This window comes from Sphingomonas sp. (assembly GCF_040398505.1).
Lineage (GTDB): Bacteria > Pseudomonadota > Alphaproteobacteria > Sphingomonadales > Sphingomonadaceae > Sphingomonas.
The window spans coordinates 20,792-46,966 of sequence record NZ_JBBATX010000003.1 but is presented as its reverse complement, the minus strand read 5'-3'; the positions used below and the strand labels follow the sequence as shown (position 1 = coordinate 46,966).

The following is a 26,175-nucleotide window of genomic DNA, read 5'->3' as shown; positions in this document are numbered from 1 at the left end:
GCTGGGCCAAAAGCCCAATACCCGGTCAAGCGCCTTGACTCTGCTCGTCCGGGACGCGCGCGCTGGGGCGGCGCAATCCGCAGCCACGCTTGCATGCGCTTTATCGAAGGTTGTGAAGCGCCCCCGACCTTGGCACTCTGCCGACATTGCATCAGGGGGCTTTGACCATGCGTTCGACGATCTGCGCCGTACTTCTCGCTACGGCTGCGGCCGCCCTCCCGGCCACCGCCGAGCCGATCAAGAAGGAACAGTTGCTGACGCCGCCGCCGGGCGCGCGGCACTATACGATCAGTTCGGTCGCCGGAAAGCATGGCGACATCTGGTCGTGGCGCCTGCCCGACGGACGTATGGCCTATCGCATGTCGATGTCGCTGCGCGGCTGGGTGACCGAGACCGACGAAACCGTCACGCTTGCCGCCGACAAGCGCCCGACGGCGATTGCCATTCGCGGCTTTACCGATTCGGGGGATGCAACCGAAAGCTTCAGCGTCGATGCGCAGGGCGTGGCGCGGTGGAAAACCGCGGTCGACGAAGGCACCGCCCCGTTCGGCACCAAGCGCTACAACACCTATGGCGGCCCGCCGCTCGCCAATGAAAGCGATATCGCCGCGCTGGTCGCCGCCGGAAGCGCGGGCGTCGATTTGCTGCCGACCGGACACGCCTCGATCGAGATCCGGCAATCGGTTCAGATTGACGGGCCGGCGGGGCCGCACACGGTCAAGCTCGCTTTCATCAAGGGCTACGGTTTTTCCCCGTCGCCGATCTGGCTCGACAGCGACAACCGCTTGTTCGGGGCGGCCGGGATCGTGTCCTTCCTGCCGGAAGGGTATGAGGCGAACGGCCCGAAGCTGAAGGACATTCAGGACAAGGCGACCGCCGACATGGTGCGCGAGGTCGCGCACGCCTTCCTGAAACCCGCCAACCGGACGCCGACGCTGATCGACCATGTGCTGTTGTTCGATTCGGTCGACGGACGCTATCTGCCCGATCGCGCGGTGCTGATCGCCGGTGGCAAGATTGCTGCGGTCGGCGCGGGCGGGACGATCCCGGTGCCGGTGGGCGGGGTTGTGCTCGACGGGCGCGGCAAGACGCTGTCGCCCGGGTTGTGGGATTCGCATCAGCACATCGGCGGGGATGACTGGAACCTGCTGCAGAATGTCGCGACCGGCATGACCAACTATCGCAGCCCCGGGTCGATGATCGATGAATCGCGCGACATCTTCAAGCGCCGCGCGGCCGGCGACCTGATCGCGCCCGATGGCAAGGTCTCGGTCATCATCGATCGGAAGGATCCGCTGGCGGCGCAAGGCGCACTGACTGTCTCGTCGCCGGCAGAAGCGATCGCGGCGGTCGACAAGATCAAGGCGGCGGGCCTGTGGGGCGTCAAATTCTATACGTCGATGAACCCCGCATGGATCGCGCCCGCTGCAGCCGAGGCGCACCGGCTCGGCCTGCATGTCCACGGCCATGTGCCGGCGGGGATGCGCCCGCTCGATGCGGTCCGCGCTGGCTATGACGAGATCACGCATATCAATTTCATCATGATGCAAGCGATGCCGCAGGCGGTGGTGGACAAGGCCAACACCGCCGCCCGGCTCGAAGGGCCTGCGAAATATGGCAAGGATGTCGATCTCGATTCGCCCGCGATGACGGCATTTTATCAGGAATTGTCGCAGCGCAAGACGATCATCGATCCCACGCTCACGGTCTGGGAACCGCTGATGACATCCGACGGCAGCGCGATCTCGCCCGAATATGCGCCGTTTGCCGATGTCGCGCCGCCTGCGGTCGTGCGTGGGTGGAAGATCGCGGGCTACCCGCTGTTCGACGGCGTCACGCGCGACGATTTCCGCAAGAGCTTCGCCAAGATGGTCGGCCTGGTCGGCAAATTGCACCAGGCGGGCGTGCGGATCGTGGCGGGCACCGACGGATCCGGGCTCGAACTCGTCCGCGAACTCGAATTGTATCAGCAAGCCGGGCTTAGCAATGCCGAGGCGCTGCAGTCGGCAACGATCGTTCCCGCGCGGATGACCGGCATGGCCGACCGCACCGGATCGATCACGCCGGGCAAGGCGGCCGATGTCATTTTGGTCGATGGCGACGTGTCGGCCGACATCACAAACCTGCGCCACGTCCATACGGTGTTCCTCGACGGCTATCGCCTCGATGGCGCGGCTTTGCGCGGGGCGAGCGGCATGGGCGGTATGCCGAAATAGCAGGCACCGAGCCGATTTCGTCGCCGCATCAGCGCAGCGTGCGAAGGCGGCTGCCGCAGAACGCGGCGACCAGCGCGCCACCCGCCGCGACCTGCATCACAAGGGCGATCGGCACAGCCTCGCCCCGTTCGCCGATCACCGCCAGCGTCAGGGCTGGCGCAAGAATGCCGGGCAGGGTGTTGGTCAGGTTCATGACGCCAAGCAACGTTGCGCGACGGCTGTTGGTGGCAACGAGTTGCGCGACCAGCGCGCTGTCGATCGCCAGAAATCCCGCCAGCCCGGCGGCGAGACCGCCATACGCTGCCACGCTCAGTGGCCAGCCGGGCGCGACCGACAAAAGCGCCAGGCTGGCCGCGACCAGGATCGCGGCAAGCGCCAGCGGTGCGCGACGACGGCCAAGTCGATCCGACACCCACCCCACGAAGAGCGCGCCCGCAACCGACATCACCGCAAAGGCAAAGGCCAATTCCCCGACGGCCGACGCGACCGCGCGGACGCCCCCGACGGGCCGGACGACATCGGCGACATAGAAATAGAGGTACGGGCAGATTGCGGCGGCCGCGAACTGGACCAGCAGCCGCGCCGTCCAGGCCAGGATGAAATCGTGCACGACCCAGCGACGCCGCGCTTGCGGGGCGGTCTCAATCGCGGATTCGGGCGCAATCAGCGGCGGAACCGGCCAGAACACGATCAGCGGCGCGACCAGCATCAGCACGACGATGATGGTGAGGGTAAGTGCTACCGTCGGGCTGGCGCCAGGGGCCAAGGGCGCGGCGATCGTCAACACCGTCACCATCAACGACCCGAACGGCAGTGCCAGGCCGAGCCACCCCGCCATGCGCCCCTTTTGGTGATCGGGCACATAATCCACAATCAGCGCGACCAGCGGCGACAGCATCAGATTGAGCGCGAGCTGGTACGCCACGATTGCCAGAAGTACCTCCGCGAAGGAATCTGCCCGTGCCAAGCCCGCAAGGCCTGCGGCTACGGCGATCGCACCGATCGTGATGAGCAGCCGTCTGCTGTGGGTGTGTCGGAACAGTGCATCGCTCACGACACCCGCAACGATATTGCCACTGCCCGCGGCGACCCCGCCGGCCACCAAAATCCAGCTAAGCGCCTGCACTGCACCGCCGCCGGCCAAATCGGGCAAGGTTGCAATCTTGTGGGGCAGAATCAGCGCAAAAAGCGGTATAAACGCCGCAAATGCACCGAACATCGCCAGCACATAGCAAATCGCAAAGGGCGGCGGCGTTGGGACGCGCTGCGGGATTACACCGGGCAGCGTGCGGTACTCTGGCGCTCGATCAGTTCGAACGGCAGCACGTAATCCCCGTTCAGATCGTCGCCGCCGTGCGCGCGGATCAGCTTGGTACACAGCGCCGAGGCCAAAGCGGAGATCGGCTGACGGATTGCGGTCAGCGGCGGCATGCTGAAGCGCACCCCGGGTGTATCGTCGAAGCTGACCACCGACAGGGCACCCGGAACAACAATTCCGGCATCGGCGGCGACATGCAGCACCGCAAACGCCATTTCATCGTTGCTGACGATCACCGCGGTCGGGAGATCGCGCAGCGCCAGGATCCGCTCCATCGCCTGCGCCCCAGACGCAAACGAGAAGTCGCCATGCTGGATGTATCCGTCGGCAACCGAAAGGCCCGCCGCCGCAAGACCGTCGATATATCCGCGCTCGCGCGCGTCCGAGACGGCATATTGCGCACTGCCGGAAATGAAGGCGATGCGGCGATGATCGAGCGCGACGAGATGCTCCACCGCGGCGACCGCGGCGGCATGATCGCTCATGAAGACATTGATGCCATCATCATGGCGCGAGGACGATCCCATGCGGCCAAACGGAATTCGGCGCTTGGTCAGAAGTGCTGCGAGTTCGGGATTCTCGCTATGCGGCGGGGTCAGGATCACGCCGTCGGGGCGCAGCGATGACAGCGCGCTATCCAATGCCTTGATCGCCAAGGCCGGTTGGGTATCGACCAGCTCGAACAGCAAGTGATAGCCCAGCGCTTCGCACGTCAGCATCCCGCCGTGCAGCATCTGATCGACCCAGTCATTGCCGCGCCCCGCCGTCCAATTCTCGATCGTGCGGGCGCGGTCGTTGATCGCCAGGATCAGGAAGGACTTCCCGCTGCCCATGCGGCGTGCAGCAAGGCTGGGCACATAGCCCAATTCTGCGATGGCCGCGAGAATCCGCTCGCGGACCACGGGCCGCACGCTTGGCCCGTTATTGAGGACGCGCGACACGGTTTGACGCGAAACGCCAGCGGCCAGCGCCACGTCTTCGATCGTCAGTCCACCGCCTTTGGCCATTATGTGCTTAAAAATCCTGTCGGCATCGTCGCGGACGCGCAGCCTATCCCGCAATCCGCATCGCGGCTCAAGACCTGTTCAGCGTGATTGCGCCGGGCATTGCAATATTGTGCCGCTCGATGGCGCAATGCCAATGTCCGATACTGCCAGCGCCAGGTGCCCCGCGGTTTCGATCACGAACGGCGTATCGACCGCGCGAAGGGCCGCGCGCGGGCCGAGACAGCGCAGCGGGATCGATACTGTGCGCCATGAGCCGGGGCGGTCCGCCAGCACAGCGGTAGCATCGACCAGCAGGCTATCGGCGGCCTTGCCCCCAACCGTCGCTGCGGGCTTCACGCCGATCATCACCTTGCCCGTCGGTTTGGCCATGACGCGTAAATCGATCACCAGCGCCTGTCCCGCCGCCGACAGATCGAGCGAGCGGGTCGCGGTCACCGCGACCCGCGCCTTTGTCCCACCACGCCAGGTCGCGAGTCTCGCATCCTCTTGCCGGTCGCGATCAATCCCGCGCAGCGCCAGCGCGCCCGACTGGCTCTGCCCGGCGTTGCTGCTGATCGGAACGGGCGGCGATCCTGCCTCGGTCAGCGACATGTTCCATGCCGCGGGCAGCCCGGAGCGGCCAAGCACCGCGATCCGCGTACTGACGATTTGGCCGACCGGTGCGGTTTCTCGAAGCGGGCCGAGCACGCTGCGGTCAGCAACGGACAAGCCATAGCCGAACGCGAACAGCGTGCCGGGATCGCGCGGCGTATCGAGCTTCGCCGGCATCGGTCCGTTCGGCCAGCTAAACGACAATTTCCCGCGAAAGTCGTTGGCGACGGACCCGTCGGGCCGCGCGAACAGCATATCGGCCACGCCGCCGCCCTCGCTGCCGGGCAGGAACGCGGCGACAAAGGCATTGGCGGCGTTGATCTCGGGGTTGACCCACATCGGCCGCCCTGAGAGGAAAACGGCGACGACCGGCACACCGGCGGCACGCAACCGCTGCATCGTCTTATAGCTTTTGTAATCGTCGTGGAATTCGAGCGTGTCGAGGTCGCCCATGAATTCGGCATAGGGTTTTTCGCCGAACACGACGATCGCGACATCGGGTTTGGCGGTGAAGCTGCCATCGACCGACAGCGTCGCGCTTCCGCCTGCCGCCTGCACCGTTTCGACGATGCCGCCATAGATCGACTGCGCGTGCGGGAAATCGGCCTTGGTCAGATCGCCGCCGCCTTGCCAGCTGATCGTCCAGCCGCCCGATTGCATCGCGACGGAGTCGGCACCCTCACCCGCCACCAGCACGCTTTGCGCTGGCTTGAGCGGCAACAGATTGCCGTTGTTCTTGAGCAAAACGAGCGATTCGCGCACCGCGCGGCGCGCCAGCGCGCGGTGCTCGGCGCTGGCGAGCAACGCGACCTTGCCCGCCAACGGCCGTGACGAGGGGCGCCCCTTTTCGAACAGTCCGGCGGCAAGCTTCACCCGCAAGATGCGCCGCACCGCCTCATCGAGCCGGGCCATGCTGATCTCGCCCGATTGTACTTGTGCCGTGGTTGCCGCCAGCAGCGGTTTCCAGCTGTCGGGGGCCATAAAGATGTCGAGCCCGGCGTTGAACGATGCAGCACAGCTGGCGACCGAGCAGCCCGGCACTTGCCCGTGCCCGTTCCAGTCGCCGACGACCAGCCCGTTGAAGCCAAGCCCGTGGACGCCAGGCCCGCCGCGCAAATAGCCGGTCAAATGCGCCCTATCGCCGTGCAGCTTCACGCCGTTGACGCTGGAAAAGGAGGCCATCACGGTCTGGACGCCCGCCGCGATCGCCGGGATATAGCCCGCCGCGTGAATGCGGCGCAGATCAGCCTCCGATACGACGGTGTTTCCCTGATCCTTGCCGCCGGTGCCGCCATCGCCGAGGAAATGCTTGGCGGTCGCGATCACCTTGTCGGGGCCGAGAAAGCCCGGCGTTCCGGGCGTGCCCTGCAGCCCCTCGACCATCGCCCCCGCCATCGACGCGACGATATCGGGTCGTTCCGAATAGCTTTCATAGGTGCGGCCCCAGCGCGGATCGCGCACCACCGCCAGCGTCGGCGCGAAGGTCCAATCGATGCCGGTGACCGCGATCTCGGCGGCGGTGGCGGCGCCGATCGCGCGCACCAGCTCAGGATCGCGCGTCGCGCCCAGCCCGATATTGTGCGGGAACAGCGTCGCCCCGACGATATTGTTGTGGCCGTGGAGCGCATCGATTGCCCACAGGGACGGGATCGGCGTGCGGCCGTCGGCGCGCGGTGCCATCGCCGCGTCCCAAGTGGCGTCGGCCAGCGCCAGCCAGCGCTCGGGCGGTGCGCGCTCATCGCCGCCGGGCCCGGAATTGCCGCCGCTCAAATAGCTGCCGAAGCGATACTGCGCCATGTCGGCCGCACTGAAGCTGGCCGTATCGGGCATCACGACCTGCGCAATCTTCTGATCGAGCGACATGCCGCCCAGAATCGCTTCAACCCGTGCGTCGGTCGCGCTCGCGCGTGTCGTCTGCGCGCGCGCGGAGCCGGCGAAGATCAGGGATAGCGAGACCGCGCTCCCCGTCGCCAGGACGGCGCACAGCGCGAGCAGCGGGAGACGTCGAACCACCGGCAGGTTACGCATTATGACCCCGATTTCTGATACACGCGGACATAATCGACCTCCATCCGCTGCGGGAATGCAGCGTCGTCCACGCCCTTCTGCCCGCCCCAATCGCCACCGATTGCGAGGTTGAGCAGGATGTGGAACGGCCCGTCGAACGGCCAGTCGGAGCGCTTCATGCTCGGCTTCTTGAAACTGAAACCGCGCACGTCATCGACCCCCATCACGATCAGATTGGGCGTCCACGACAGTTGATAACGATGCATTTCGGTGCAGGCGGTCGGGACCGATTTGAACGCGGTCTTTTCGGTATGGAGGATGAAGTTGGCGGCCTTGGTGTGGAGCGAGAAGTGGACCTTGCCCGGATCGAACCCGACATGCTCCATAATGTCGATTTCGCCGCTGTCGGGCCACGGCACCGTCTTGTCGTCGGGCAGCATCCAGATTGCCGGCCAGCTACCGACGCCGCACGGTAGCTTCGCGCGAACTTCGACCGCGCCGTACGTCCAGCTCGCCTTGCCGAGCGTGCGCAGCCGCGCCGAGCTGTAGCGCTGCTTGCCCCAATCGGGCAGTTTGCTGATCGCGTCCGGGTCGGCGCGCGCTTCGAGGATCAGCTTGCCACCCTCGACCCGCGCGTTCTCGGCGCGGTGGTCGGCATAATATTGCTTTTCGTTGTTGAACCAGCCGGCGCGGTTGTGGTCGGTGTCATACGCCCATTTGCTATCGTCGGGCAGGCCATCGACCGCAAACTCGTCCGCCCAGACAAGCTTATAGTCGGCCGGAACAACGGGTTCAGCGTGCGCGCCGGTCGAGATCAGCGTGCCAAGCAGAAGCGTGGCCAGCGAGGAACGGCGCAGGGGATTCGGCATGACGTATCTCCAAAGCGGTGGCAGTAGGTGCGAACGTTGGCGGGCGACCGCACTTGGCCGCCCGCCCGCGCAACCCTCAGAACGTAATCCGCAAGCGTCCACCACCAAGCCGCGGGTTGGTGAAGAACCGCGTATTGTTGAACTGATTGACGAGCAGCCCGGCGGCGACCGTGTTGTCGAACAGGTTGTTCACATACGCCTCGAGCCGGAGATTGCCGTGCGTATACCCCACCGCCATATTGACCAGATAGTAAGACGGAATGCGGTCGTTGAGCGACTCACGCGGCCCAGCGGCGGGAGGGTTGAAGTCGATCGAGTTGAAGATCGTCGCGAAACTCGATGAGCGCCACGAGACGCTGATCAGCCCGTCGAACGAGCCACCGAGCGGGCCGCCCACGGGAATGATCTTGGCGAGCGAGGCATTGAGCTGGAAGCGCGGCGTATAGGGCAGCCGTCGACCAGCGATCGGGCGCGCCGAGGAGTCGACCCCGCCCGCGACATCCGCCTGGAAGCGGAAATCCTGCACGGGCGCGGCGTCCTTGATCCGCCCCTCCAGCCACAGGAAATCGGCACCCAATTTGAAGCGGGCCGGCAGGATGATCGAGCCGCTCCCCTGGATGCCGTAGGTCTCGCTATTGGCGGCATTGTAGGTGAAGGCGACGACCTGATTTTGGCTAAAGCCGTTCGGCACATTCTGCGGCCCGGTTACGTTGACCAGCGGGCTGTTGGGGTCGTTGGGATTGCTGCGCAGCTGCGCGACGATCGAGGTGACCCCGAGCAACGCGGTGAGCTGCTGGTCCTTATAATCATTGTAGAAGACCGACAAGTTGAGCACCGCCTTGCGCCCCCCGACGGTGAACGCGTTCTTGGTGCCCAGTTCGAACAGCGTGACCTTTTCGGGACGGAAATAGGGTGCCGGCCCGAGCGACCCAAGATTGTCGTTGAAGCTGGCGGCCTTATGCCCGCTCGAGACGAGCCCGTAGACGAGGTTGTCGTCGCTCAGATCATATTCGAGCCGCCCGCGCCAATCGATGAAATTGGTGCGGATTTGCGACGCCTGATTGTTGATCGTGTGCGCGATGAAATTGTAGGTGAAGGTCCCATCGGCGCGGCAGACATAGCCCGGATTGGTCGCCGAGTTGATGCAGCCCGCGCCATTGGCAAAGCCGAAATTGGGGTCATTGGCCAGCGCCGGATTGGCGCGGAGCCGCGCGATCGCATCGGCAAAGGCGATCGGAATCGTGTCGCGCGCGCCGAACGATTTTACGCCATCGAGGAAGAAGGCCAGCGCCGCGCCCGGCAGCGGTTCGCCAGCGGGATTGCGCGCGACATCGAAGATCGTCCGGTTGGTGTTGAATTCGAAACCGGGCGTTCCGAGCCGGAAATAGCCGCAGCAATTATAATCGGCCGCGCCGCCGCCGAAGAACAGCCGCGAGATCACCCCGGTGCGGGACTTGCTGTCGTCGGTGTAGCGAAGGCCACCGGTGACGCGCAGTTTCGACGTCACCGAATAGGTCGCGTCGCCGTAAAAGGCGTAGGTCTCGCTCTTGGTCTTGGTGTTGAATTCCTGCCCCTGGAAGAACGAGTTGTAATCGGCAACCGAGGTGACGAGGGTGCGCTGACGCTCGTTGAAATAATTGCCGCCGACCGAATATTTCAGTGGCTCGGAATCGTTGAAGAAGCGCAGCTCGTGGAAATCCGAGAAGGAGCCACCGCGGCCAAGACCTCGACCGTAATTGTCGGAGCGCTCGGCCCCCACCGCTTGCTGCAGGGGAGTCCCGCCGATGCCGTAGAAATCCTGTTCGAAGCCGGGATATGCCACGCTCGCCGGGCCGGCACCGTCCGATGCGGTACGCAAATCGCGGTGGCTGCCGATATATTGGACGTTGAACAGCCCGTCGGTCTTGTAGGTCACGCGGGCACGAATGCCGGAATGCTCGGTCGAATATTGCTCGCCCAGCGGCCCGGTGATGATATCGCGCGGATTCTTGACCGAATTGACGGCATTGGCGAACCCGCCCACCGTGGCCGGATCGAGGAACTTGGAATAATTCGACCCGTTGAAGCCGGTCGAATCCTGCTTGTTATAATCCCCCGCGATCAGGATGCTGAGCCGCGTCGTCGGTTCCCACAACAATTGCGCGCGCACGCCGCGATTATTGTCGGCATAGGGTGCCGCCACTTGCGGAAAGCGCCCGACATTGCGGTAATAGGAACCGTGCCGGTCGGCGCTGCCCGATACGCGAAACGCGAGATGGTCGCCCAGCGGCACGTTGAACACGCCGCGGATGCTGGCCTGGTCGAAATTCCCCGCGCCGACCTCCATCACGCCGACAAACTTGCCGAGCTCCGGCGCGAACGAAATGAAGTTGAGCGACCCACCCGAGGCGTTGCGGCCGCGCAAGGTACCCTGCGGCCCGAAATTCACCTCGACCGCCTTCAAGTCGAAATAGGAGTTTGCGAGTCCCTGCACGCGCGGGACATAGACATCGTCGAAATGCGTCGCGACGTTCGGATCGCCAAGCTCGGTATTCTGGTTGGTGCCGATCCCGCGCAATGCGATGTCGATCGCGCCGTTGAAATTCTGCACGCGCAAACCCGGCAGCGTGTCGTTCAGATTCTCGATATTGACGATGCCGACCTTCGCCAATTGCGTGGGCGATAGCACCGCTGCGGTACCGGCATAGCTTTGCAGCGATTGCGGACGCCGCTCGGCGGTCACGACGATGTCGTTGGGGTCTTCCTTGGCGGGCTTGTCGGCGGTCGCCTCGGCCGGCTGATCGGCCGGTTTGGTCGGCGCGTCCTGTGCATAAGCCGGTGCGCCGAGCACCAGACTGGCGACCCCTGCCAACAACAGATAACGGTGCGTGTTCATAGCCCTCTCCCCTGAATATCGAATTCTGCGAAACGATCTGACGCGTAGATGCCTCAATTTGTGAAGGTTCACAATCCCAAATTCAGGGCACCGCTCGCGTGCAGAAATCCGCTATTTTCTGGCGGCGGACGGGGCAATACGGGCTTTAGACGGGGGCGTTGGTGGCACGCGACCTATCGCCGACCACGCCGCTTGAGTCATGCCGCGGCGCTGCCATGATTTGCGAACCGGCGAGGGTGGATCTTTCAGCGATGTCGATCGACTGCGCGACGGTCATCGACTCGCCGGATCGGGTGTCGCGCCGGACGCCGGTCGGCCTTGCCGCCGCGGTCGACGGGGCAGGGGACTTGCCGCGCTGCGCGGCTGCGCGCGACGATTCCACCCACGCTTCGCGGGTGTGGTTTGCGTGGGCCAATGGTCCGTTCGGCGCGCTTGTCTTGAAGATCGCGGACGAGCATCCGACGATCCGCAATCGGCTGTAACGGTTACGGCGATGATCCCTCACCGTGGAGGAAATCCTCGACCCACGCCGCCAGCCGAAACGATGCCGCGCGCTCGCGGCTGCGGGTCGAGCGGGATATCATCCCGCCTATTTTTTCGGCGTCACCCAGACCGTCACTGGAACGGCAAAGGAACCCGGTGCCGGCTTTCCGACCTCGACCCGGTCCGCCGTGACCAATTCGCCACTCGCCAAATTGAACGATACCCATGGCTTGGGCATTCGGCCGAAGGTGAATTTCTGGATCGGCTGGCCGGTGGTGGTGTTCAAGATTGTCGCGGTGATGCCCATGCGCGGCGGATAGTGTGCTCGGTGCCATTGTCCAACCCGTTTGTCGGGCCGGGGCCGGCGATCCTGCCCCGTCCGGCGCGCGCAATCCATATTTCCTCGACACTTCGATCCTATTAGCGTGCGGCATGCGCATTCGCCTGTTCCAACAGCTGTTCATTCTGATCACGGCCAGCGTCCTCGTCGCGGTGCTGTCGATGGCGGCGGTCATGGCGCTCAACTTGCAGCGTGGCTTTGACGGTTATCTCGCGGCGCGCGACACCGAAGAGCTCGAACTGTTTGTCGATCTGGCGGGGCGGAAGATCGCTGCAAGCGGTGGCGCGCCCGCGTTGCAGGCAGGGCGGGTGACGCTTGGTGGCCTGTTGGGAGACTTCGCCGCAGCGCAAGGGCGCCCGCCCCGCCCTGGTCGCCCGCCGCCCGGCATGGGCCCGCCGCCGGGGCCGGACGGGCGCCCGCTGCCGCCGCCGCGGCGCGGTCCGGACGGCCGCCTGCCGCCGCCGCCCGAGGAGTTTGGCGCGCGGTTGATCCTGTTCGACGCGGCGCACCGCGTGATCGCCGGGCCGCCCGGAGCGGCGACTTTTCCCGCCGATCGGGGCGCGACGCGGCCGATCCGCAGCGCGGGAAAGACGGTCGCACTTGCCCAGCTCATCCCGCGCGCGCCGATTCCCGGCGGGGTCGAGGCGCGGTTTCTTACCAGCCAATATTACGGCGCGCTGTGGCTCGCCGCCTTGCTGACCGCGCTTGGTGCCTTGGCCGCCTGGGGGCTGGCACGGCTGGGGGCGCGGCGGCTCGGCCGCCTCAAGATCGCGACCGATGCGATTGCCGGCGGCGATTTCGGCTATCGCTTGCCGAGCCACGGCGAAGACGAGGTCGACGATGTCGCGCGGAACGTGAACCGCATGGCGGAGAGCCTTGCCCGGCTCGATACCGCGCGGCGACGCTGGCTGGCCGAGGTCAGCCATGAATTGCGCACGCCTTTGTCGGCGATCCGCGGCGAGCTCGACGCGCTCGAGGATGGCGTGCGTCCGCTCGATCCGGCAGCGGTCGCGTCGCTCAACGAGGAGGCGAAGCGGCTGAGCGGCCTGATCGAGGATTTGCATTTCCTCGCAATGACCGATCTGTCGGGCCAGCCATGCCGCTTCGTCCCTGCGGACGCCGTCGCGATCTGTGCGAAGACGATCGCGCGATTTGGCACGCAGGCCAGGGCGGCGGGGATTGCGCTGACCTTCGAGACTGTGGGCGATCCCGATCCTTCCGTGCGATGGGATGTCGCGCGGATCGAGCAATTGCTCGCCAATGTGCTGACCAATGCGCTGCGCTACACCGATGCGCCGGGACAGGTGCGCGTCGTGCTGGCAGCGGTGGGTACGCATCTGCAAGTGACCGTCGAGGATAGCGCCCCCGGCGTCCCGCCCGAGCATCTGGAGGCGCTGTTCGCGCCGCTCTACCGGCTCGATGCCGCGCGGAGCCGGGTGTCGGGGGGCAGCGGGCTGGGGCTGGCGGTCAGCGAGGCGATCGTGCGCGCGCATGGCGGCACGATCGTTGCTGCGCCATCGTCGCTCGGCGGCCTGGCGATCCGGATCGATTTGCCGCGCGTGGTCGCGGCATGACGATCCGCACCGTCTTCGTGGTCGAGGACGACCCGAAGATCGCCGCGGTGCTTGCCGATTATCTGCGCGCCGGGGACTATGGCGCGCGGGTGTTTCCCGATGGCCGCGCGGTGGTGGCGGCTGTCCGCGCCGAGCCGCCCGCCGCGATGATCCTCGATCTCGGACTACCGGGGGTGGACGGGATGGCGATCTGCGCCGCGGTGCGCGCGTTCAGCGCGGTGCCGATCCTGATGCTGACCGCTCGGGTCGAGGAGGCCGATCGTTTGGCCGGGCTTGATGGCGGGGCCGACGATTATGTCTGCAAGCCGTTTGCCGCGCGCGAGGTCATGGCGCGGGTCAACGCGATGATCCGCCGGGCCGAGGGTCGGGTGACGCGCGATGCGTCGGCCTTGCCGTGGGTGATCGATGAGGACGGACAGCGTGTCGCATGGCGCGGGACCTGGCTCGATCTCAGCCCGTCCGAATTTCGCATCCTCGCGGCGCTGATGCGCAGCCCCGGCCGCGTGTTCACGCGCGACCAGTTGCTCGATCGGTTGGGCACCCGTGCGCTCGACAGCGGCGATCGCGCGATCGACAGCCACATGAAAAACATCCGCCGCAAGATCGCGACCGTGGAGCCCGGCGCAGCATGCGTGGCGTCGGTGTACGGCGTGGGATATCGGTTCGACGGGTAGGGCGCTATCCCACGTCGGGCAGCACCGGCAGCACGCGCGCGACCAGCATCACCGCGCCGAGGATCGCCGCCGTCACCGATGCGAGGCGCGGCAGGGCAAGCGTGGACGGCACGGTCACGATCCGTCGAACAAGCGTCGCGAGCGCCAGCACCGCGCCGAGAAACGCGAACTGCCCCAGCTCGATCCCGATATTGAACCCGGCCAGCGTCGCCAGCCGGTGCGCGCCGTCGGCGGCCATCGCGCCGATCGCCGACGCGAAGCCGAGGCCGTGGAGCAAGCCACAGGCGAACACGATCGCGACGCGCGCCCGCGCTTCGGCCGGACTGCCATGCCCGCCGCGCCACAAGTTGAGCACCGCCATCAGGATGATACTCGCGGCGATTCCCGGCTCGACGATCGCGGGCGACACGCGCACCGCGCCAAGCGCCGCCAGCGTCAGCGTAATGCTGTGCGCGACCGTGAAGCTCGTCACCACGCTCAGCCAATAGCGCCAGCCGGCCGCCGCGACGATGACGGTCAGCAGGAACAGCAAATGATCGGGCCCTGTCAGGATATGCTCGATCCCGATCCGGACGAAATCGGCGAAGGTCGCAAAGCCGCCGCGAAAGAAGCTGTGTTCCGCAGCACCCGGGCGCAGGATCGCGACCTCGGCGGTATTCTCGCGCTTGTCGCGCTTGGCGGTGATCGTCATCTGGCCTTCGCCGCTACGCGTGCCGAACAGGTCGGTGGCGACGATCGGGCTGTGCGGCGCGGCCGCGAAGCGCACGCTATGCAGCACGACGATATAATCACTGTCGGCGGCCGGCCCTTCGGTTTGCGGGGACCAGGCCATCGTCATCAGCGGCGTGCCTGCGGCGCCATCGGCGGACACCGTGAAATGCCGCGCGAATTGCAGCGCGATGTCGCGCGAATGGCGGGCGATCTCGCTTTGCGATGCACCACCGCTGCCATCGTCGTCGATGCCTTTTAGAGCGGATACCGGGACCGACACGACGCAATAGGCGGTGTTGCCGACCACATTCATCGTCGCCGTCTGCGCGGGCAGCAAATGCGCGTCGGCACCGACGACCAGCCCGGCCAGCCCGAGGAGGAAAAGGGCAAATCGCCAAATCACCAGCGCGGCCTCGCAAAGCCGCCGAACGGCGGCGGACCATCATCGGCCACGCGCGCGGGCGTGCCCTTCACGCAGCGCTGGATGAAGGGAAAGCCATCGGTGGCGTAATAGTGATAGATGCCGCGCGGGAATTCCGGCGTCACGTCGCGGCGGCCATTGCATTGGTCGAGATCGCCGAGCCCCGCGACGAATTCATAATCTTGCGTGAAGGTCCCCATCGGCGCGAAGTCGACGCGCGGCCGTCCGGCATCGGGCCGCGTTTTCAGCCGGTAACTCGGCCGCATCGCGCGCAGCGGGCTGGCGAGCGATGTCGCGTCGGCATGGCCGAACCGCGCATAGATCGGATAGCCATCGACTGCCCAGCCGATCAGCGCCATCGCGCGCCCCGCGCGTGCGGCGGCGTTCAGCATGCCCTCTGGCACGCCGTGATAATGATAGGCACCGCCGGGCTGAACGTGCGCGTGGCTGGCATCGACCCCGAAGGCGAAGAATGGCTGGCCCAGCGCCTCGATCCGCCATGGATTGCCACGACCCGCGCCACGATCGGCGCAGCGCGTGTCGCAGCTTTGCGCGGTACCCGGATCGAACTTGATCCCGTTCAGCGCATAGCCCGCAACCTTGACGAACGCGCCCGACCCGGCGTGCACCACGGGGGTCAGCGTGGTCGAAAACCGCACCGATTGCGCAGCGAGCGGGTTCGGATTGCCCGCATTGGGAAACGCCCCCACCGGATGATCCGGTACCCCGTTGGCAACCAGCGTGCGGGCGTCCGCGCTGCAGCGCCAGCGGGCTTCGAACGGCAGTCCGGCTGAGCCATTGGTGCCCTTGGACTGGAGCGCGCAAAGCGTCGTGCGGGTATCGGCGGCCGTCGCCGGGATCGCGGCGCCCTGCTCGGATCGTGGCGGAGGGCCGCCGCCGGGAGGCCCGTAGCGTGGCACGCAAGCCAGTTGCAGGCCGGGCGGTGCATGGCATGTCCCATCGTCCATTGGACCACCGGCCCTCCCGACGCTGCACCTCGCGCCCTCGGTTTTGGCTTTGCATGCAGCCAAGGCTTCGATCGGCGGCCTTGGCCGCGGTCCCGCGTCGTCGCCGCGCGTCTGGGCGAGGATCGTCGATGTGCCGGCCAGGCCAAATCCGATCAGCACGAGCTGAAGACTCCGCCGATCCGCCTTGGCAAGCATTTAGAACGTGCCTTTGAAGCAGCGCGGCAGATATGGATACGTGTCGGTGGCGTAGTAATGATAGATTCCGCTCGGGAACTCGGGCGTCACGCCGAAGCGCCCGTTGCAATCATCGAGATCGCCCGAGCCTGCGACATAATTCCAGTCGCTGACGAAGGTGCCGAGCGGAATATTGGCAGCGGACGGGCGCCCCGCATCGGCGACGGTGTCGACGGCGTAGCTGCCCTTGATCACTTTCAGCGCACTCGTCGCGACGCTATAGCCGTAACGGGCGTAGATCGGGTAGCCATCGGGTGCCCAGCCGATCAGCAACATCCGCTGCGCGGCGCTGCTGACGCCGGCTGCCGTCAGAACACCCTCGGGCATGCCGTGATAATGATAGATACCGCCGGGTTGCACATGCGCATTGTTGCTGTCGACACCGAAATCGAAGAAACTCTGCAACGCTTCAAGCGAATAGGTTCCGGCGCCGATCGCGGTGCAATCCGATGCTTTGGTCGCGGTGCTCGGGCAACTGCCGCCGGTGCCGGGATCGAATTTCACGCCGTTCAGCGCATAGCCGAGCGACCGCGACGCGTTGTTGCTGCTCGCCAGCGTGGGCGCGAGCGTCGCCGAAAAGCTGACGTTCTGGACGGTCGGTGTATTGGGGTTGCCCGAATTGGGGAAGGTGCCGATCTGGTGGTTCGGCACGCCATTGGCGGTCAGTGTCCGGGTCGTCGATGAGCACGTCCAAGAGGACGTGCTGGTCGCGGTGACGCCGGTCGTCAGCGTGATGTTGGGCGTGCTCTGGCTATAGGGGCACAGGATCGACGCCGTGCTGGTCGAACCCGATGTCGGCGTCGGCGTCGGCGTCGGCGTCGGGCTCGGTGTGGATGTCGGTGTTGGGGTGGGCGAAACGACCGCGACGGTGCCCGTCGTGCCGCCGCTCGCGCCGCACCCGCTAAGGCTGAGGAGCAACGCCAGTCCCGTCATCGATCCCAAGTGGCTGTAGACTTTCGACATCGCAGCGCTCCCGTTCTTGCGTTCAACGCTGGGTTAAACGCGCATTGTGGAGCCACTATGGGCGTCCGGAGCGCCGGGGATGTTGGGTTCCGCCAGCCGTCGGAAGCGCGATTGGCCTGATGCGCGGCCAATAAACAACATTGCCCAGGCGGCGATTGCGCTTAACACCGTGTCCTTCCTTCAAAGGATTATCGAATGCGACGAATGTCCCGATCCCTGCTTGCGATTGTGCTCGCGGCCACCGCCATGCCGGCTTTCGCGCAGGATCGCACCGAGCGGTTGCTTGGCGAACTGGCCGATGCGCCGGGGCCGTCGGGCTTCGAGGAGGCGGTGCGCGCAATCATGGTGCGCGAGATGAAGGCATCGACCGACCAGATCAGCTATGACGGCGTTGGCTCGGTGATCGCCGCACACGGGTCGAGCGGTCCCAAGATCATGCTCGACGCGCATATGGACGAACTTGGCGGCGTGGTCCGGCGCGTCACCCCGACTGGCTTTCTGTCGATGCAGATGCTCGGCGGCTGGCTCGATCAGGCACTGCCCGATCAGCGCTGGATCATCATCGGCAGCAAGGGGCCGGTCCATGCGGTGACGGGGATCCGCGATATCCATGTCGTGCCGACTGAGGAGCGGGGGAAGGTCTTCCCGCGCGATTCGCTTTATCTCGACGTCGGCGCGCGCAGCGCTGCCGATGTCGCGAAACTCGGGCTCAGCGCGGGCGATCCGGTGGTGCCCGACGCGCCGTTCGTGGCGCTGCCGGGGGGCCGCTACTTGGGCAAGGCGTGGGATGACCGCGTCGGCTGCGCTGTCGTGCTCGAAGCGTTGCGGCGGCTCGCGGCGAGCGGTCATCCCAACCGCCTGTTCGTCGCTGCGACCGTGCAGGAAGAAGTCGGGCTGCGCGGTGCGCGAACTGCGTCGGACCTGATCAAGCCCGATATCGGCATCGCGATCGAAGGTGGGATCGCCGGTGACAGCCCCGGCCGCAACCCCGAGGAGACGCAGGCGGCGCTCGGCGCCGGGCCCGGCATCTTCCTCTACGACAGCAGTACGCTGCCGAACCGCAAGATGGTCGCGCTCGTGCGCGACGTGGCGGCGGCGAAACGGATTCCGCTGCAAAGCGATCTGGTGCAGGGTTATGGCGACGACAGCGCGGCGATCCAGGCGACTGCGGGCGGCGTGCCGACGGTCAATCTGGTGGTCCCGGCGCGCTACACCCATGCACATAACGGCATCATCGATCGCGCCGATTTCGACGGCATGGTCGATCTGGTGGTCGCGCTGATCCAGCGGCTCGATGCCAAGACCGTGGCGGAATTGCGTGATTTTACGCCCAAAAACTAACAGGCAGGTATTTAGATGCGCGTCCTTATCCTCGTCAGCCTGATCATTTCCGCACCTGTATCGGCCAAGACTTACGATCTCCCGGCGACGCCGCAAACCGTCGCGTGGGGGCATTATGATGCAACCGACAAGCCTGTGTTGACGATCCGCTCGGGCGACACGGTGATCGTCCACACGCTGCTGACCAGCAGCCCGGCGCGGCTCGAAAAGGCCGGCGTCGCGCCGCAGGACGTTGAGCCGGCGTTGCGCGCGGTGTTCGACGGCGTCCCCGCCGCCAGCCGCGGTCCGGGTGGGCATATCCTGACTGGCCCGATCGCGATCGAAGGCGCCGAACCCGGCGACACGCTGGAGGTGCGGATTCGCAAGATCGATCTGGCGATCCCGTATGCCTATAATGCATTTGGCTATGGTGCCGGTTTCCTGACCGACGACTTCCCGTATTCACGGATCAAGATCGTTCCGCTCGACAAGACACGCATGATGGCGGCCTTCGCGCCCGGCATCGCGGTGCCGCTTCACCCGTTCTTCGGCAGCATGGGGGTGGCGCCACCGCTGGCGTTCGGCCGGTACGATTCGGCGCCGCCGAGCATCAATGGTGGCAATATGGATGATAAGGCGCTGGTCGCGGGGACGACGCTGTTCCTGCCGGTCCATGCGACGGGCGCCTTGTTCCAGGTCGGCGACGGGCATGCCGCGCAGGGCAATGGCGAAGTCGATATCACCGCGCTGGAGACCTCGCTGGTGGGTACGCTCGAGTTCGTTCTGCACAAGGGCGTCAAGGCGCCGTACCCGCGCGCCGAAACGCCGGACGCCTATATCGCGATGGGGTTTGACGACGATCTCAGCAACGCGACGCGCAAGGCGCTGCGCAACATGCTCGATTTCCTGGTGTCAGTGAAAGGCATGTCGCGCGATGACGCGTACATGCTGATGAGCGTTGCCGGGGACGTCGAAATCACCGAACTCGTTGACCGGAACAAAGGGGTTCATGTCGTCCTGAAAAAAGCGTTGTTTCAGGTGCAATGCTCGACGCCCCGATGGGGACGACGCCGTGTTCGCCGCGATTCTCGCCACGCGCTACCTCGTCGGGCGGCTGCTCAGGGTTGGTCTTCGCAAGGCGCTGTTCAAGCAGCGGCTTGCTGGCGCGCAACGGGTTTATCGGGTGCGCGGGGTATAGACCGGTCGCTCGCGGTGTGTCGCCGCCCAGCGGGATCGGCAAGATGGCGCGTGCCGCGGCGCTTTTCGTCGTCTGACCAAATGGAACGCCGGCTTGATCCGCACCTGCGGAAGTGAGAGACGGAATGATGGTACCATGGCAGTTCTGGATCGATCGCGGCGGTACCTTCACCGATGTCGTGGCGCGCAAGCCGTGCGGCGCAGTGCTTACCGCCAAATTGCTGTCCGAAGACCCCGAACGCTATGCCGATGCTGCGGTCGAGGCGATCCGGCGGTTGACCGGGGGCGCGGACGAGCCGCTCGAACTGCGGATCGGCACGACCGTTGCGACCAATGCGCTGCTCGAGCGCAAGGGCGCGCCGACCGTTCTGGCGATCACGCGCGGCTTCGGCGATGCGCTGGTGATCGGCCATCAGGAGCGCGCCGACATTTTCGCGCGTGATCTGGCGCGCCCGGCGCCGCTGTTCGCGCACGTCGTGGAGATTGACGAGCGGATCGCGGCGGATGGCGCTGTGTTGACCCCGCTCGACCGTGACGCGGCGCGGCCCGGCTTGCAGGCGGCCCATGCTGCCGGTTTCCGCTCGATCGCCATCGTCCTGATGCACGGCTATCGCTTTACCGCGCATGAGGCGGCGCTGGCCGATCTTGCGGGCGAGATCGGCTTTACGCAGATTTCGGTCAGCCACCGCGTCGCGCCGCTGATCAAGCTGATCGGTCGCGGCGATACGACGCTGGTCGATGCCTATCTGTCGCCGGTACTCGATCGGTATGTCGCGGGGCTGCGCGCGGCGCTCGGCCAGAACGCGCTGTTCATGCAATCGTCGGGCGGCCTCGTCGATGGCGCGAGCTTTCGCGGCAAGGATGCGATCCTGTCGGGGCCGGCCGGGGGAATTGTCGGCATGGCGGCGACCGCGCGTGAAGCGGGTTTCGACCGAATCATCGGGTTCGACATGGGCGGCACCTCGACCGACGTGTCGCATTATGCCGGCAGCTATGAACGCGATACCGAGACGCTGATCGCAGGGGCCCGCATCCGTGCGCCGATGTTGCGCATCCACACCGTCGCGGCGGGCGGCGGTTCGATCTGCCGCTTCGACGGGCAGCGCTTGCTGGTCGGGCCGGAGAGCGCCGGGGCGGTGCCGGGGCCGGCCTGTTACCGCCGTGGCGGGCCGCTGACCGTCACCGACTGCAATGTGATGCTCGGCAAGCTGCGCCCCGACTTCTTCCCCGCTTTGTTTGGTGCGCAGGGCGATCAGCCGCTCGATCCCGCTGCAGTGGCGGCGCGCTTCGCCGAATTGCCGCTCGATCCCTATGCCGCCGCCGAAGGCTTCGTCGCGGTCGCGGTCGCGAACATGGCCAATGCGATCCGCAAGATTTCGGTCGCGCGCGGGCACGATGTCACCCGCTACACGCTCGCCTGTTTCGGTGGTGCTGGCGGGCAGCACGCCTGCCTGGTCGCCGATGCGCTGGGGATGGATCAGGTGCTGATCCACCCGCTTGCCGGGGTTCTTTCGGCGTATGGCATGGGGCTGGCCGATCGGCGCGTGCTGCGCGAGCGGACGCTGGGCGCGGGGATCGAGCATCGCGCTGCGATCGAAGCCGCTTTTGATGCGTTGGCGGAGGAAGCGCAGCAGGCTTTGGTGGCGCAAGGCGTGGCGAGCGAGACTATCGTCGTCGAGCTGCGTGTCCACCTGCGGCGCGGGCACACCGAACATACGATCGAACTCGACTTCGCCGACACCCGCGCAATGACCGCCGCGTTCGACGTGGCGCATGTGGCGCAGTTCGGTTTCGCGAGCACGCAAGCCTTGATCGTCGATCGCCTCGTTGCCGAAGCGGTCGCGGCAAGCGCACCGATCGAAACGACGCTGGTCGATTTGCCCGATCATCCCGCTGCACCGCGCGCCATCGTGCCCGTTCATATGGCCGGCGCTTGGCACGACACGCCGGTGCTGGCACGCGATGGGCTGCCTGCCGGTCACGCGGTCGACGGCCCGGCGCTGATGATCGATCCGATGGCGACGACGGTCGTCGAACCCGGCTGGCGTGCGCGCGTCGATGCGATCGGCAATCTGATCCTCGACCGTGTCGCCGCTCGAAGCATCGCCAGCGTCGGCACCGAAAGCGATCCCGCCCGGCTCGCGATCTTCGCCGGATTGTTCATGAGCATCGCCGAGGAGATGGGCGCCGCGCTGCAACGCTCCGCCGCCTCGGTCAACATTCGCGAGCGGCTCGATTTCTCGTGCGCTGTGTTCGACGCGGCCGGCAATCTCGTCGCCAATGCGCCGCATATCCCGGTGCATCTCGGTTCGATGGGGGAGAGCATCCGTACGATCATCGACGCGCGGGGGGGCAAGGCCGACGGACCCAAAGACGGTAGGGGCATCCGCCGCGGCGACGCTTATGCGCTCAACGCGCCGTATCGCGGCGGTACGCATTTGCCCGATATCACCGTCATCATGCCGGTCTTCACCGACCACGGCACCACGCCCGCCTGGTTTGTCGCCGCGCGCGGCCACCATGCCGATGTCGGCGGGATCACGCCCGGATCGATGCCGCCCGACAGCATCTCGGTCGAGCAGGAAGGGGTATTGCTCGACGATGTGCTGGTGATGGACGAGGGACGTTTGCGCGAAGCCGAGCTCCGCGCGCTGTTCGCCAGCGGGCCCTATCCGGCGCGCAACATCGACCAGAATATCGCCGATCTCGCCGCACAGCTTGCCGCCTGCACGCGCGGCGCGGCGGGCCTGGCGCGGATCGCCGGCGACTATGGCGCGGAGGTTGTCAGCGCGTATATGGAGCATGTCCAGGCCAATGCCGATGCGGCGACACGGCGCTTGATCGCGCGGCTCGATGACGGCGCCTTCGCCTATGAAATGGACGACGGCGCGGTCGTCCGGGTCGCGATCCGGATCGATCGCGCAAGGCAAACCATGACGGTCGATTTCGCCGGGACCAGCGATCAGCGCCCGAACAATTTCAACGCGCCGGTCTCGATCGTCCGCGCCGCAATGCTGTATGTCCTGCGCGTGCTGCTCGACGAAGATGTACCGCTCAACGACGGATGCCTGCGCGGCGTGACGATCCGCGTGCCCGAAGGATCGATGCTCAATCCGCGCTTCCCGGCGGCAGTGGTGGCGGGCAATGTCGAAACGAGCCAGGTCGTCACCGATGCCGTGTTCGGCGCGCTCGGCGCAATGGCGGCGAGCCAGGGCACGATGAACAACTTCACCTTCGGCGACGATACGTACCAATATTATGAGACGATCGCCGGGGGATCGGGGGCCGGGCCGCGCTATGACGGTACGGCGGTCATCCAGACGCACATGACCAACAGCCGCCTGACCGACCCGGAAATCTTCGAGACGCGCTTTCCCGTGCTGCTCGAGGCATTCTCAATCCGCGCAGGGTCCGGCGGCGCGGGGGCGCATAAGGGCGGCGATGGCGGCCTTCGACGGGTGCGGTTCCTGTCCGACATGACCGCCTGCATCCTCGCCAATCGTCGCCGCGTGCCGCCGTTCGGATTGGGCGGTGGTGCGGCCGGGGACGTCGGCGCGGCCCGCGTCGAACGCGCCGACGGATCGGTCGAACAGCTTGGGTCGACGGCGAAAGTGGACATGCGTGCGGGCGACGTGTTCGTGATCGCAACGCCCGGCGGCGGCGGATTCGGAGGCGCTTGATGCTCGTTCTGGCCGGGATCGCGGTGATCGTCGCGGGCTTCCTGTTGCGCTTCAACCCGTTGCTCGTCGTCGCGGTGTCGGCGCTGGTAACCGGCCTTGCCGCCGGAATCGATCCGCTTGCGATCCTCGCCGCGTTTGGCAAGGCGTTCAATACCAACCGCTATGTCAGCGCGATTTACATCGTGTTGCCGGTCATCGCCCTGCTCGAACGCTACGGGCTGCAGGAGCGCGCGCGCGGCGCAATCGCGGGCTTGCGCGGCGCGACGGTCGGGCGGCTGTTGCTCGGCTATTTGCTGTTCCGGCAAATCACATCGGCGCTCGGCCTGACCTCGATCGCGGGGCCAGCGCAGAGCGTGCGCCCGCTGGTCGCACCGATGGCCGAGGCGGCGGCGGAGCGGCAGGGCGTACCGCCGGGCGGCGACGCGATCCCGGCGCTCGCCGCTGCGACCGACAATATCGGGCTGTTCTTTGGCGAGGACATCTTCATCGCGATCGGATCGATCCTGCTGATGAAGGGCGTGCTGGAGGGCTATGGCATCGTCATTCAGCCGCTGCATCTGTCGCTCTGGGCGATTCCGACCGCGATCGCGGCGCTGTTGATCCATGGCGGACGGCTGTTGTGGCTCGATCGCCGACTGGCGCGCGCGGCATGATCGGCACCAATTTCATCTACACCGTCGCCGGGCTGATGTTCGCAGGCTTCGCATGGCTGAGCGCGACCGACCGCAGCAATGCCAAGCGCTTCGGCAATGCCGGTTTCTACGCGCTTTTGAGCGTCAGCTTCCTGTTGGGGGACCGGATCGGCGATCTCGGCAATGGCGTGCTGGTGCTGGGCTTGGTCGCCATCGCGGGCACCGGCGCAATGGGGCGCGGCGCGCGCGGCACCACCGGCGCCGTTGAACGCCAGGCCGAGGCGGTCAGCCGCGGCAATCGGCTGTTCCTGCCGGCCTTGGTGATCCCCGCGACCGCGCTGCTCGGCACGCTTGCCTTCAAGGCCATGCCCGCGCTGGTCGATCCCAAGCAAAGCACGCTGGTGGCGCTCACCTGCGGCGTGCTGCTCGCGCTGGCGATCGGCTATGCCTGGTTCCGGCCACGCCCCGCCACGCCCTTTGCCGAAGGGCTGCGCCTGATGGACGGCGTCGGCTGGGCGGCGGTGCTGCCGCAAATGCTGGCGAGCCTCGGCGCGGTGTTCGCGCTCTCCGGTGTCGGGCAAGTCGTCGGCGGCATTGCCGGCACCGCGATCCCCGCTGGCAGCCTGATCGGCGCGGTGCTCGTCTATGCGCTGGGCATGGCGGCGTTCACGATGGTGATGGGCAATGCCTTCGCGGCCTTCCCGGTGATGTTCGCCGCGGTTGCAATGCCGCTGCTGATCGGACGCCATCACGGTGACCCGGCGGTGATCGCGGCGCTTGGGATGCTTGCCGGCTTCTGCGGTACGCTGATGACGCCGATGGCGGCGAACTTCAATCTGGTGCCAGCCGCCTTGCTTGAGCTGAAAGACAAAAGCGCGGTGATCCGCGCACAGGTGCCGACCGCGCTGCCGCTTCTCGCGGTGAATATCGCTTTGCTGTACTGGCTGGGATTTCGATGATGCTTGATACTGCCACTGCCGAGCGGTTCGCTGCGCTGACGCTCGGCCATTTGACGCGCGAATGGCCGTACAAGCTCGATCAGGTCCTCAATGGCCCGTCCGACCTCGCGCTCCCCGCTACGCTCCATCCGATCTTCCATGGCAGCTTCGATTGGCACAGTTGCGTGCATGGCTGGTGGCAAGTGATGCGGCTTGCCCGGCTGTTCCCCGCGATCGACCAGACCGCCGCGATCGAAGCGCTGGCGGACCGGATGCTGGTGCCGCAGCGGGTGGCGGGCGAAGTCGCCTATCTCGATCGACCGATGACCGGCGGGTTCGAACGCCCCTATGGCTGGGGCTGGCTGCTCGCCTTGCACGATGAACTCGCGTTGCGGCCCGATCAGCCATGGGCCGCCGCGCTGGAACCGCTCGCCCGCGCCTTCGCCGCGCGCCTTGCCGCTTATCTGCCCAAGCTCGCTTATCCGGTGCGCAGCGGCAAGCATGACAGCACCGCGTTCGCGCTGATCCACGCGCTGCGCTGGGCGCGAACGCATGACACGGCGCTTGCTGGATTGATCGAGGCGCGCGCGAAATTCTGGTTCGGCGCGGACCGCGCTGCGCGCCCGTGGGAGCCGAGCGGCGAGGATTTTCTGTCCGCCACCTTGTGCGAAGCGGTGCTGATGCAGGCGGTGCTGGGTGCGGATTTCCGCGCCTGGCTCGGCGGATTCCTGCCCGATCCATATGGCGCGCCGACCGCTTGCCTGCGCACGCCTGCGATCGTTACCGATCGCAGCGACGGTCGCCTCGCGCATCTCGACGGCTTGAATCTGGCGCGCGCGTGGTGCTGGCAGCGCCTTGCCGACGATTTGCCCGATCCGGCGTCGGCTCATGCGATCGCGCAGGCGCATCTTCACGCCGCGCTGCCGCATCTGGCCGACGATTATATGGGGGAACACTGGCTGGCGACGTTCGCCCTGCTCGCGCTGACCGGCTGACGGACTCATCGCGACACTCGATACTGCAAAAATCGCTATGTGTTATCGGCGTAATACACTAAAGCACTTGTCATCAGATAAGCTGTCGAGAGTCGAGCGATGCGTCCCGTTACAGTGTCCCGAACACCATGCCACCGGCGCTTGCGCAGCGTCGGCGACAGC

Annotated in this window: 19 protein-coding genes; 10 read left to right on the top strand and 9 right to left on the bottom strand. The window is 66.1% G+C overall.

What is annotated here, in order from left to right; translation table 11 throughout:
• Nucleotides 1-167 precede the first annotated feature (167 nt).
• Nucleotides 168-2,216, top strand: a complete 2,049-nt coding sequence (locus ABWP09_RS00970) for an amidohydrolase family protein (RefSeq protein WP_353203299.1) — start codon at nt 168-170, stop codon at nt 2,214-2,216.
• A 28-nt stretch (nt 2,217-2,244) separates the two neighbouring features.
• On the opposite strand, the gene ABWP09_RS00965 is transcribed toward ABWP09_RS00970, so the two are convergent.
• The 5 genes from ABWP09_RS00965 to ABWP09_RS00945 all read right to left on the bottom strand — a co-directional run bounded on the left by ABWP09_RS00965 (nt 2,245) and on the right by ABWP09_RS00945 (nt 10,883).
• Nucleotides 2,245-3,444 (bottom strand): MFS transporter, encoded by a 1,200-nt coding sequence (locus ABWP09_RS00965; RefSeq protein ID WP_353203298.1) that lies wholly within the window; start codon nt 3,442-3,444, stop codon nt 2,245-2,247.
• Between the two features lie 44 nt (nt 3,445-3,488).
• Entirely contained in the window at nt 3,489-4,541 is a 1,053-nt protein-coding gene (locus tag ABWP09_RS00960; RefSeq protein ID WP_353203297.1) for a LacI family DNA-binding transcriptional regulator, read from the bottom strand.
• Nucleotides 4,542-4,619: 78 nt separating this feature from the next.
• Nucleotides 4,620-7,160, bottom strand: a complete 2,541-nt coding sequence (locus tag ABWP09_RS00955; RefSeq protein ID WP_353203296.1) for a glycoside hydrolase family 3 protein — start codon at nt 7,158-7,160, stop codon at nt 4,620-4,622.
• On the bottom strand, nt 7,160-8,008 hold the full coding sequence (locus ABWP09_RS00950) for a glycoside hydrolase family 16 protein (RefSeq protein WP_353203295.1): 849 nt from the start codon (nt 8,006-8,008) through the stop codon (nt 7,160-7,162). Before ABWP09_RS00950 ends, ABWP09_RS00955 begins: the two co-directional genes overlap by 1 nt.
• A gap of 76 nt (nt 8,009-8,084) precedes the next feature.
• The gene (locus tag ABWP09_RS00945; protein WP_353203294.1) at nt 8,085-10,883 is read right to left on the bottom strand and encodes a TonB-dependent receptor; all 2,799 of its coding nucleotides are present in this window, start codon (nt 10,881-10,883) and stop codon (nt 8,085-8,087) included.
• Nucleotides 10,884-11,134: 251 nt separating this feature from the next.
• On the opposite strand from ABWP09_RS00945, the gene ABWP09_RS00940 reads away from it, so the two are divergent.
• The gene (locus ABWP09_RS00940) at nt 11,135-11,365 is read left to right on the top strand and encodes a hypothetical protein (protein ID WP_353203293.1); all 231 of its coding nucleotides are present in this window, start codon (nt 11,135-11,137) and stop codon (nt 11,363-11,365) included.
• Between the two features lie 107 nt (nt 11,366-11,472).
• On the opposite strand, the gene ABWP09_RS00935 is transcribed toward ABWP09_RS00940, so the two are convergent.
• Nucleotides 11,473-11,673, bottom strand: coding sequence for a hypothetical protein (locus ABWP09_RS00935; RefSeq protein WP_353203292.1), 201 nt, complete (start codon nt 11,671-11,673; stop codon nt 11,473-11,475).
• Nucleotides 11,674-11,798: 125 nt separating this feature from the next.
• Between ABWP09_RS00935 and ABWP09_RS00930 the strand changes: the two genes are divergently transcribed.
• Both ABWP09_RS00930 and ABWP09_RS00925 read left to right on the top strand, forming a co-directional pair.
• On the top strand, nt 11,799-13,280 hold the full coding sequence (locus ABWP09_RS00930; protein WP_353203291.1) for an ATP-binding protein: 1,482 nt from the start codon (nt 11,799-11,801) through the stop codon (nt 13,278-13,280).
• Nucleotides 13,277-13,954 (top strand): response regulator, encoded by a 678-nt coding sequence (locus tag ABWP09_RS00925; protein ID WP_353203290.1) that lies wholly within the window; start codon nt 13,277-13,279, stop codon nt 13,952-13,954. The genes ABWP09_RS00930 and ABWP09_RS00925 overlap by 4 nt, the downstream gene beginning before the upstream one ends.
• A gap of 4 nt (nt 13,955-13,958) precedes the next feature.
• Here the strand turns inward: ABWP09_RS00925 and ABWP09_RS00920 are convergent, their stop codons facing one another.
• The 3 genes from ABWP09_RS00920 to ABWP09_RS00910 all read right to left on the bottom strand — a co-directional run bounded on the left by ABWP09_RS00920 (nt 13,959) and on the right by ABWP09_RS00910 (nt 17,251).
• Nucleotides 13,959-15,068 (bottom strand): HupE/UreJ family protein, encoded by a 1,110-nt coding sequence (locus ABWP09_RS00920; RefSeq protein ID WP_353203289.1) that lies wholly within the window; start codon nt 15,066-15,068, stop codon nt 13,959-13,961.
• The gene (locus ABWP09_RS00915) at nt 15,065-16,054 is read right to left on the bottom strand and encodes a YHYH protein (protein WP_353203288.1); all 990 of its coding nucleotides are present in this window, start codon (nt 16,052-16,054) and stop codon (nt 15,065-15,067) included. Before ABWP09_RS00915 ends, ABWP09_RS00920 begins: the two co-directional genes overlap by 4 nt.
• 195 nt (nt 16,055-16,249) lie before the next feature.
• On the bottom strand, nt 16,250-17,251 hold the full coding sequence (locus ABWP09_RS00910; RefSeq protein ID WP_353203287.1) for a YHYH protein: 1,002 nt from the start codon (nt 17,249-17,251) through the stop codon (nt 16,250-16,252).
• 204 nt (nt 17,252-17,455) lie between these two features.
• On the opposite strand from ABWP09_RS00910, the gene ABWP09_RS00905 reads away from it, so the two are divergent.
• The 6 genes from ABWP09_RS00905 to ABWP09_RS00880 are packed head-to-tail and all read left to right on the top strand — an operon-like array spanning nt 17,456 to nt 26,013.
• Entirely contained in the window at nt 17,456-18,592 is a 1,137-nt protein-coding gene (locus ABWP09_RS00905) for a M42 family metallopeptidase (protein ID WP_353203286.1), read from the top strand.
• 15 nt (nt 18,593-18,607) lie between these two features.
• Entirely contained in the window at nt 18,608-19,885 is a 1,278-nt protein-coding gene (locus ABWP09_RS00900) for an acetamidase/formamidase family protein (RefSeq protein WP_353203285.1), read from the top strand.
• Between the two features lie 8 nt (nt 19,886-19,893).
• Nucleotides 19,894-23,448 carry a hydantoinase B/oxoprolinase family protein gene (locus tag ABWP09_RS00895; protein WP_353203284.1) on the top strand — a complete coding sequence of 1,185 codons (3,555 nt, stop codon included), beginning with the start codon at nt 19,894-19,896 and terminating at the stop codon, nt 23,446-23,448.
• Nucleotides 23,448-24,101 (top strand): DUF969 domain-containing protein, encoded by a 654-nt coding sequence (locus ABWP09_RS00890; protein WP_353203283.1) that lies wholly within the window; start codon nt 23,448-23,450, stop codon nt 24,099-24,101. The genes ABWP09_RS00895 and ABWP09_RS00890 overlap by 1 nt, the downstream gene beginning before the upstream one ends.
• Nucleotides 24,098-25,039: a DUF979 domain-containing protein gene (locus ABWP09_RS00885; RefSeq protein ID WP_353203310.1), complete on the top strand. Its 942-nt coding sequence runs from the start codon at nt 24,098-24,100 to the stop codon at nt 25,037-25,039. Before ABWP09_RS00890 ends, ABWP09_RS00885 begins: the two co-directional genes overlap by 4 nt.
• A complete protein-coding gene (locus ABWP09_RS00880) occupies nt 25,039-26,013 on the top strand; it encodes a DUF2891 domain-containing protein (RefSeq protein ID WP_502959738.1) in 975 nt (324 codons plus the stop codon). The genes ABWP09_RS00885 and ABWP09_RS00880 overlap by 1 nt, the downstream gene beginning before the upstream one ends.
• Nucleotides 26,014-26,175: the final 162 nt, after the last annotated feature.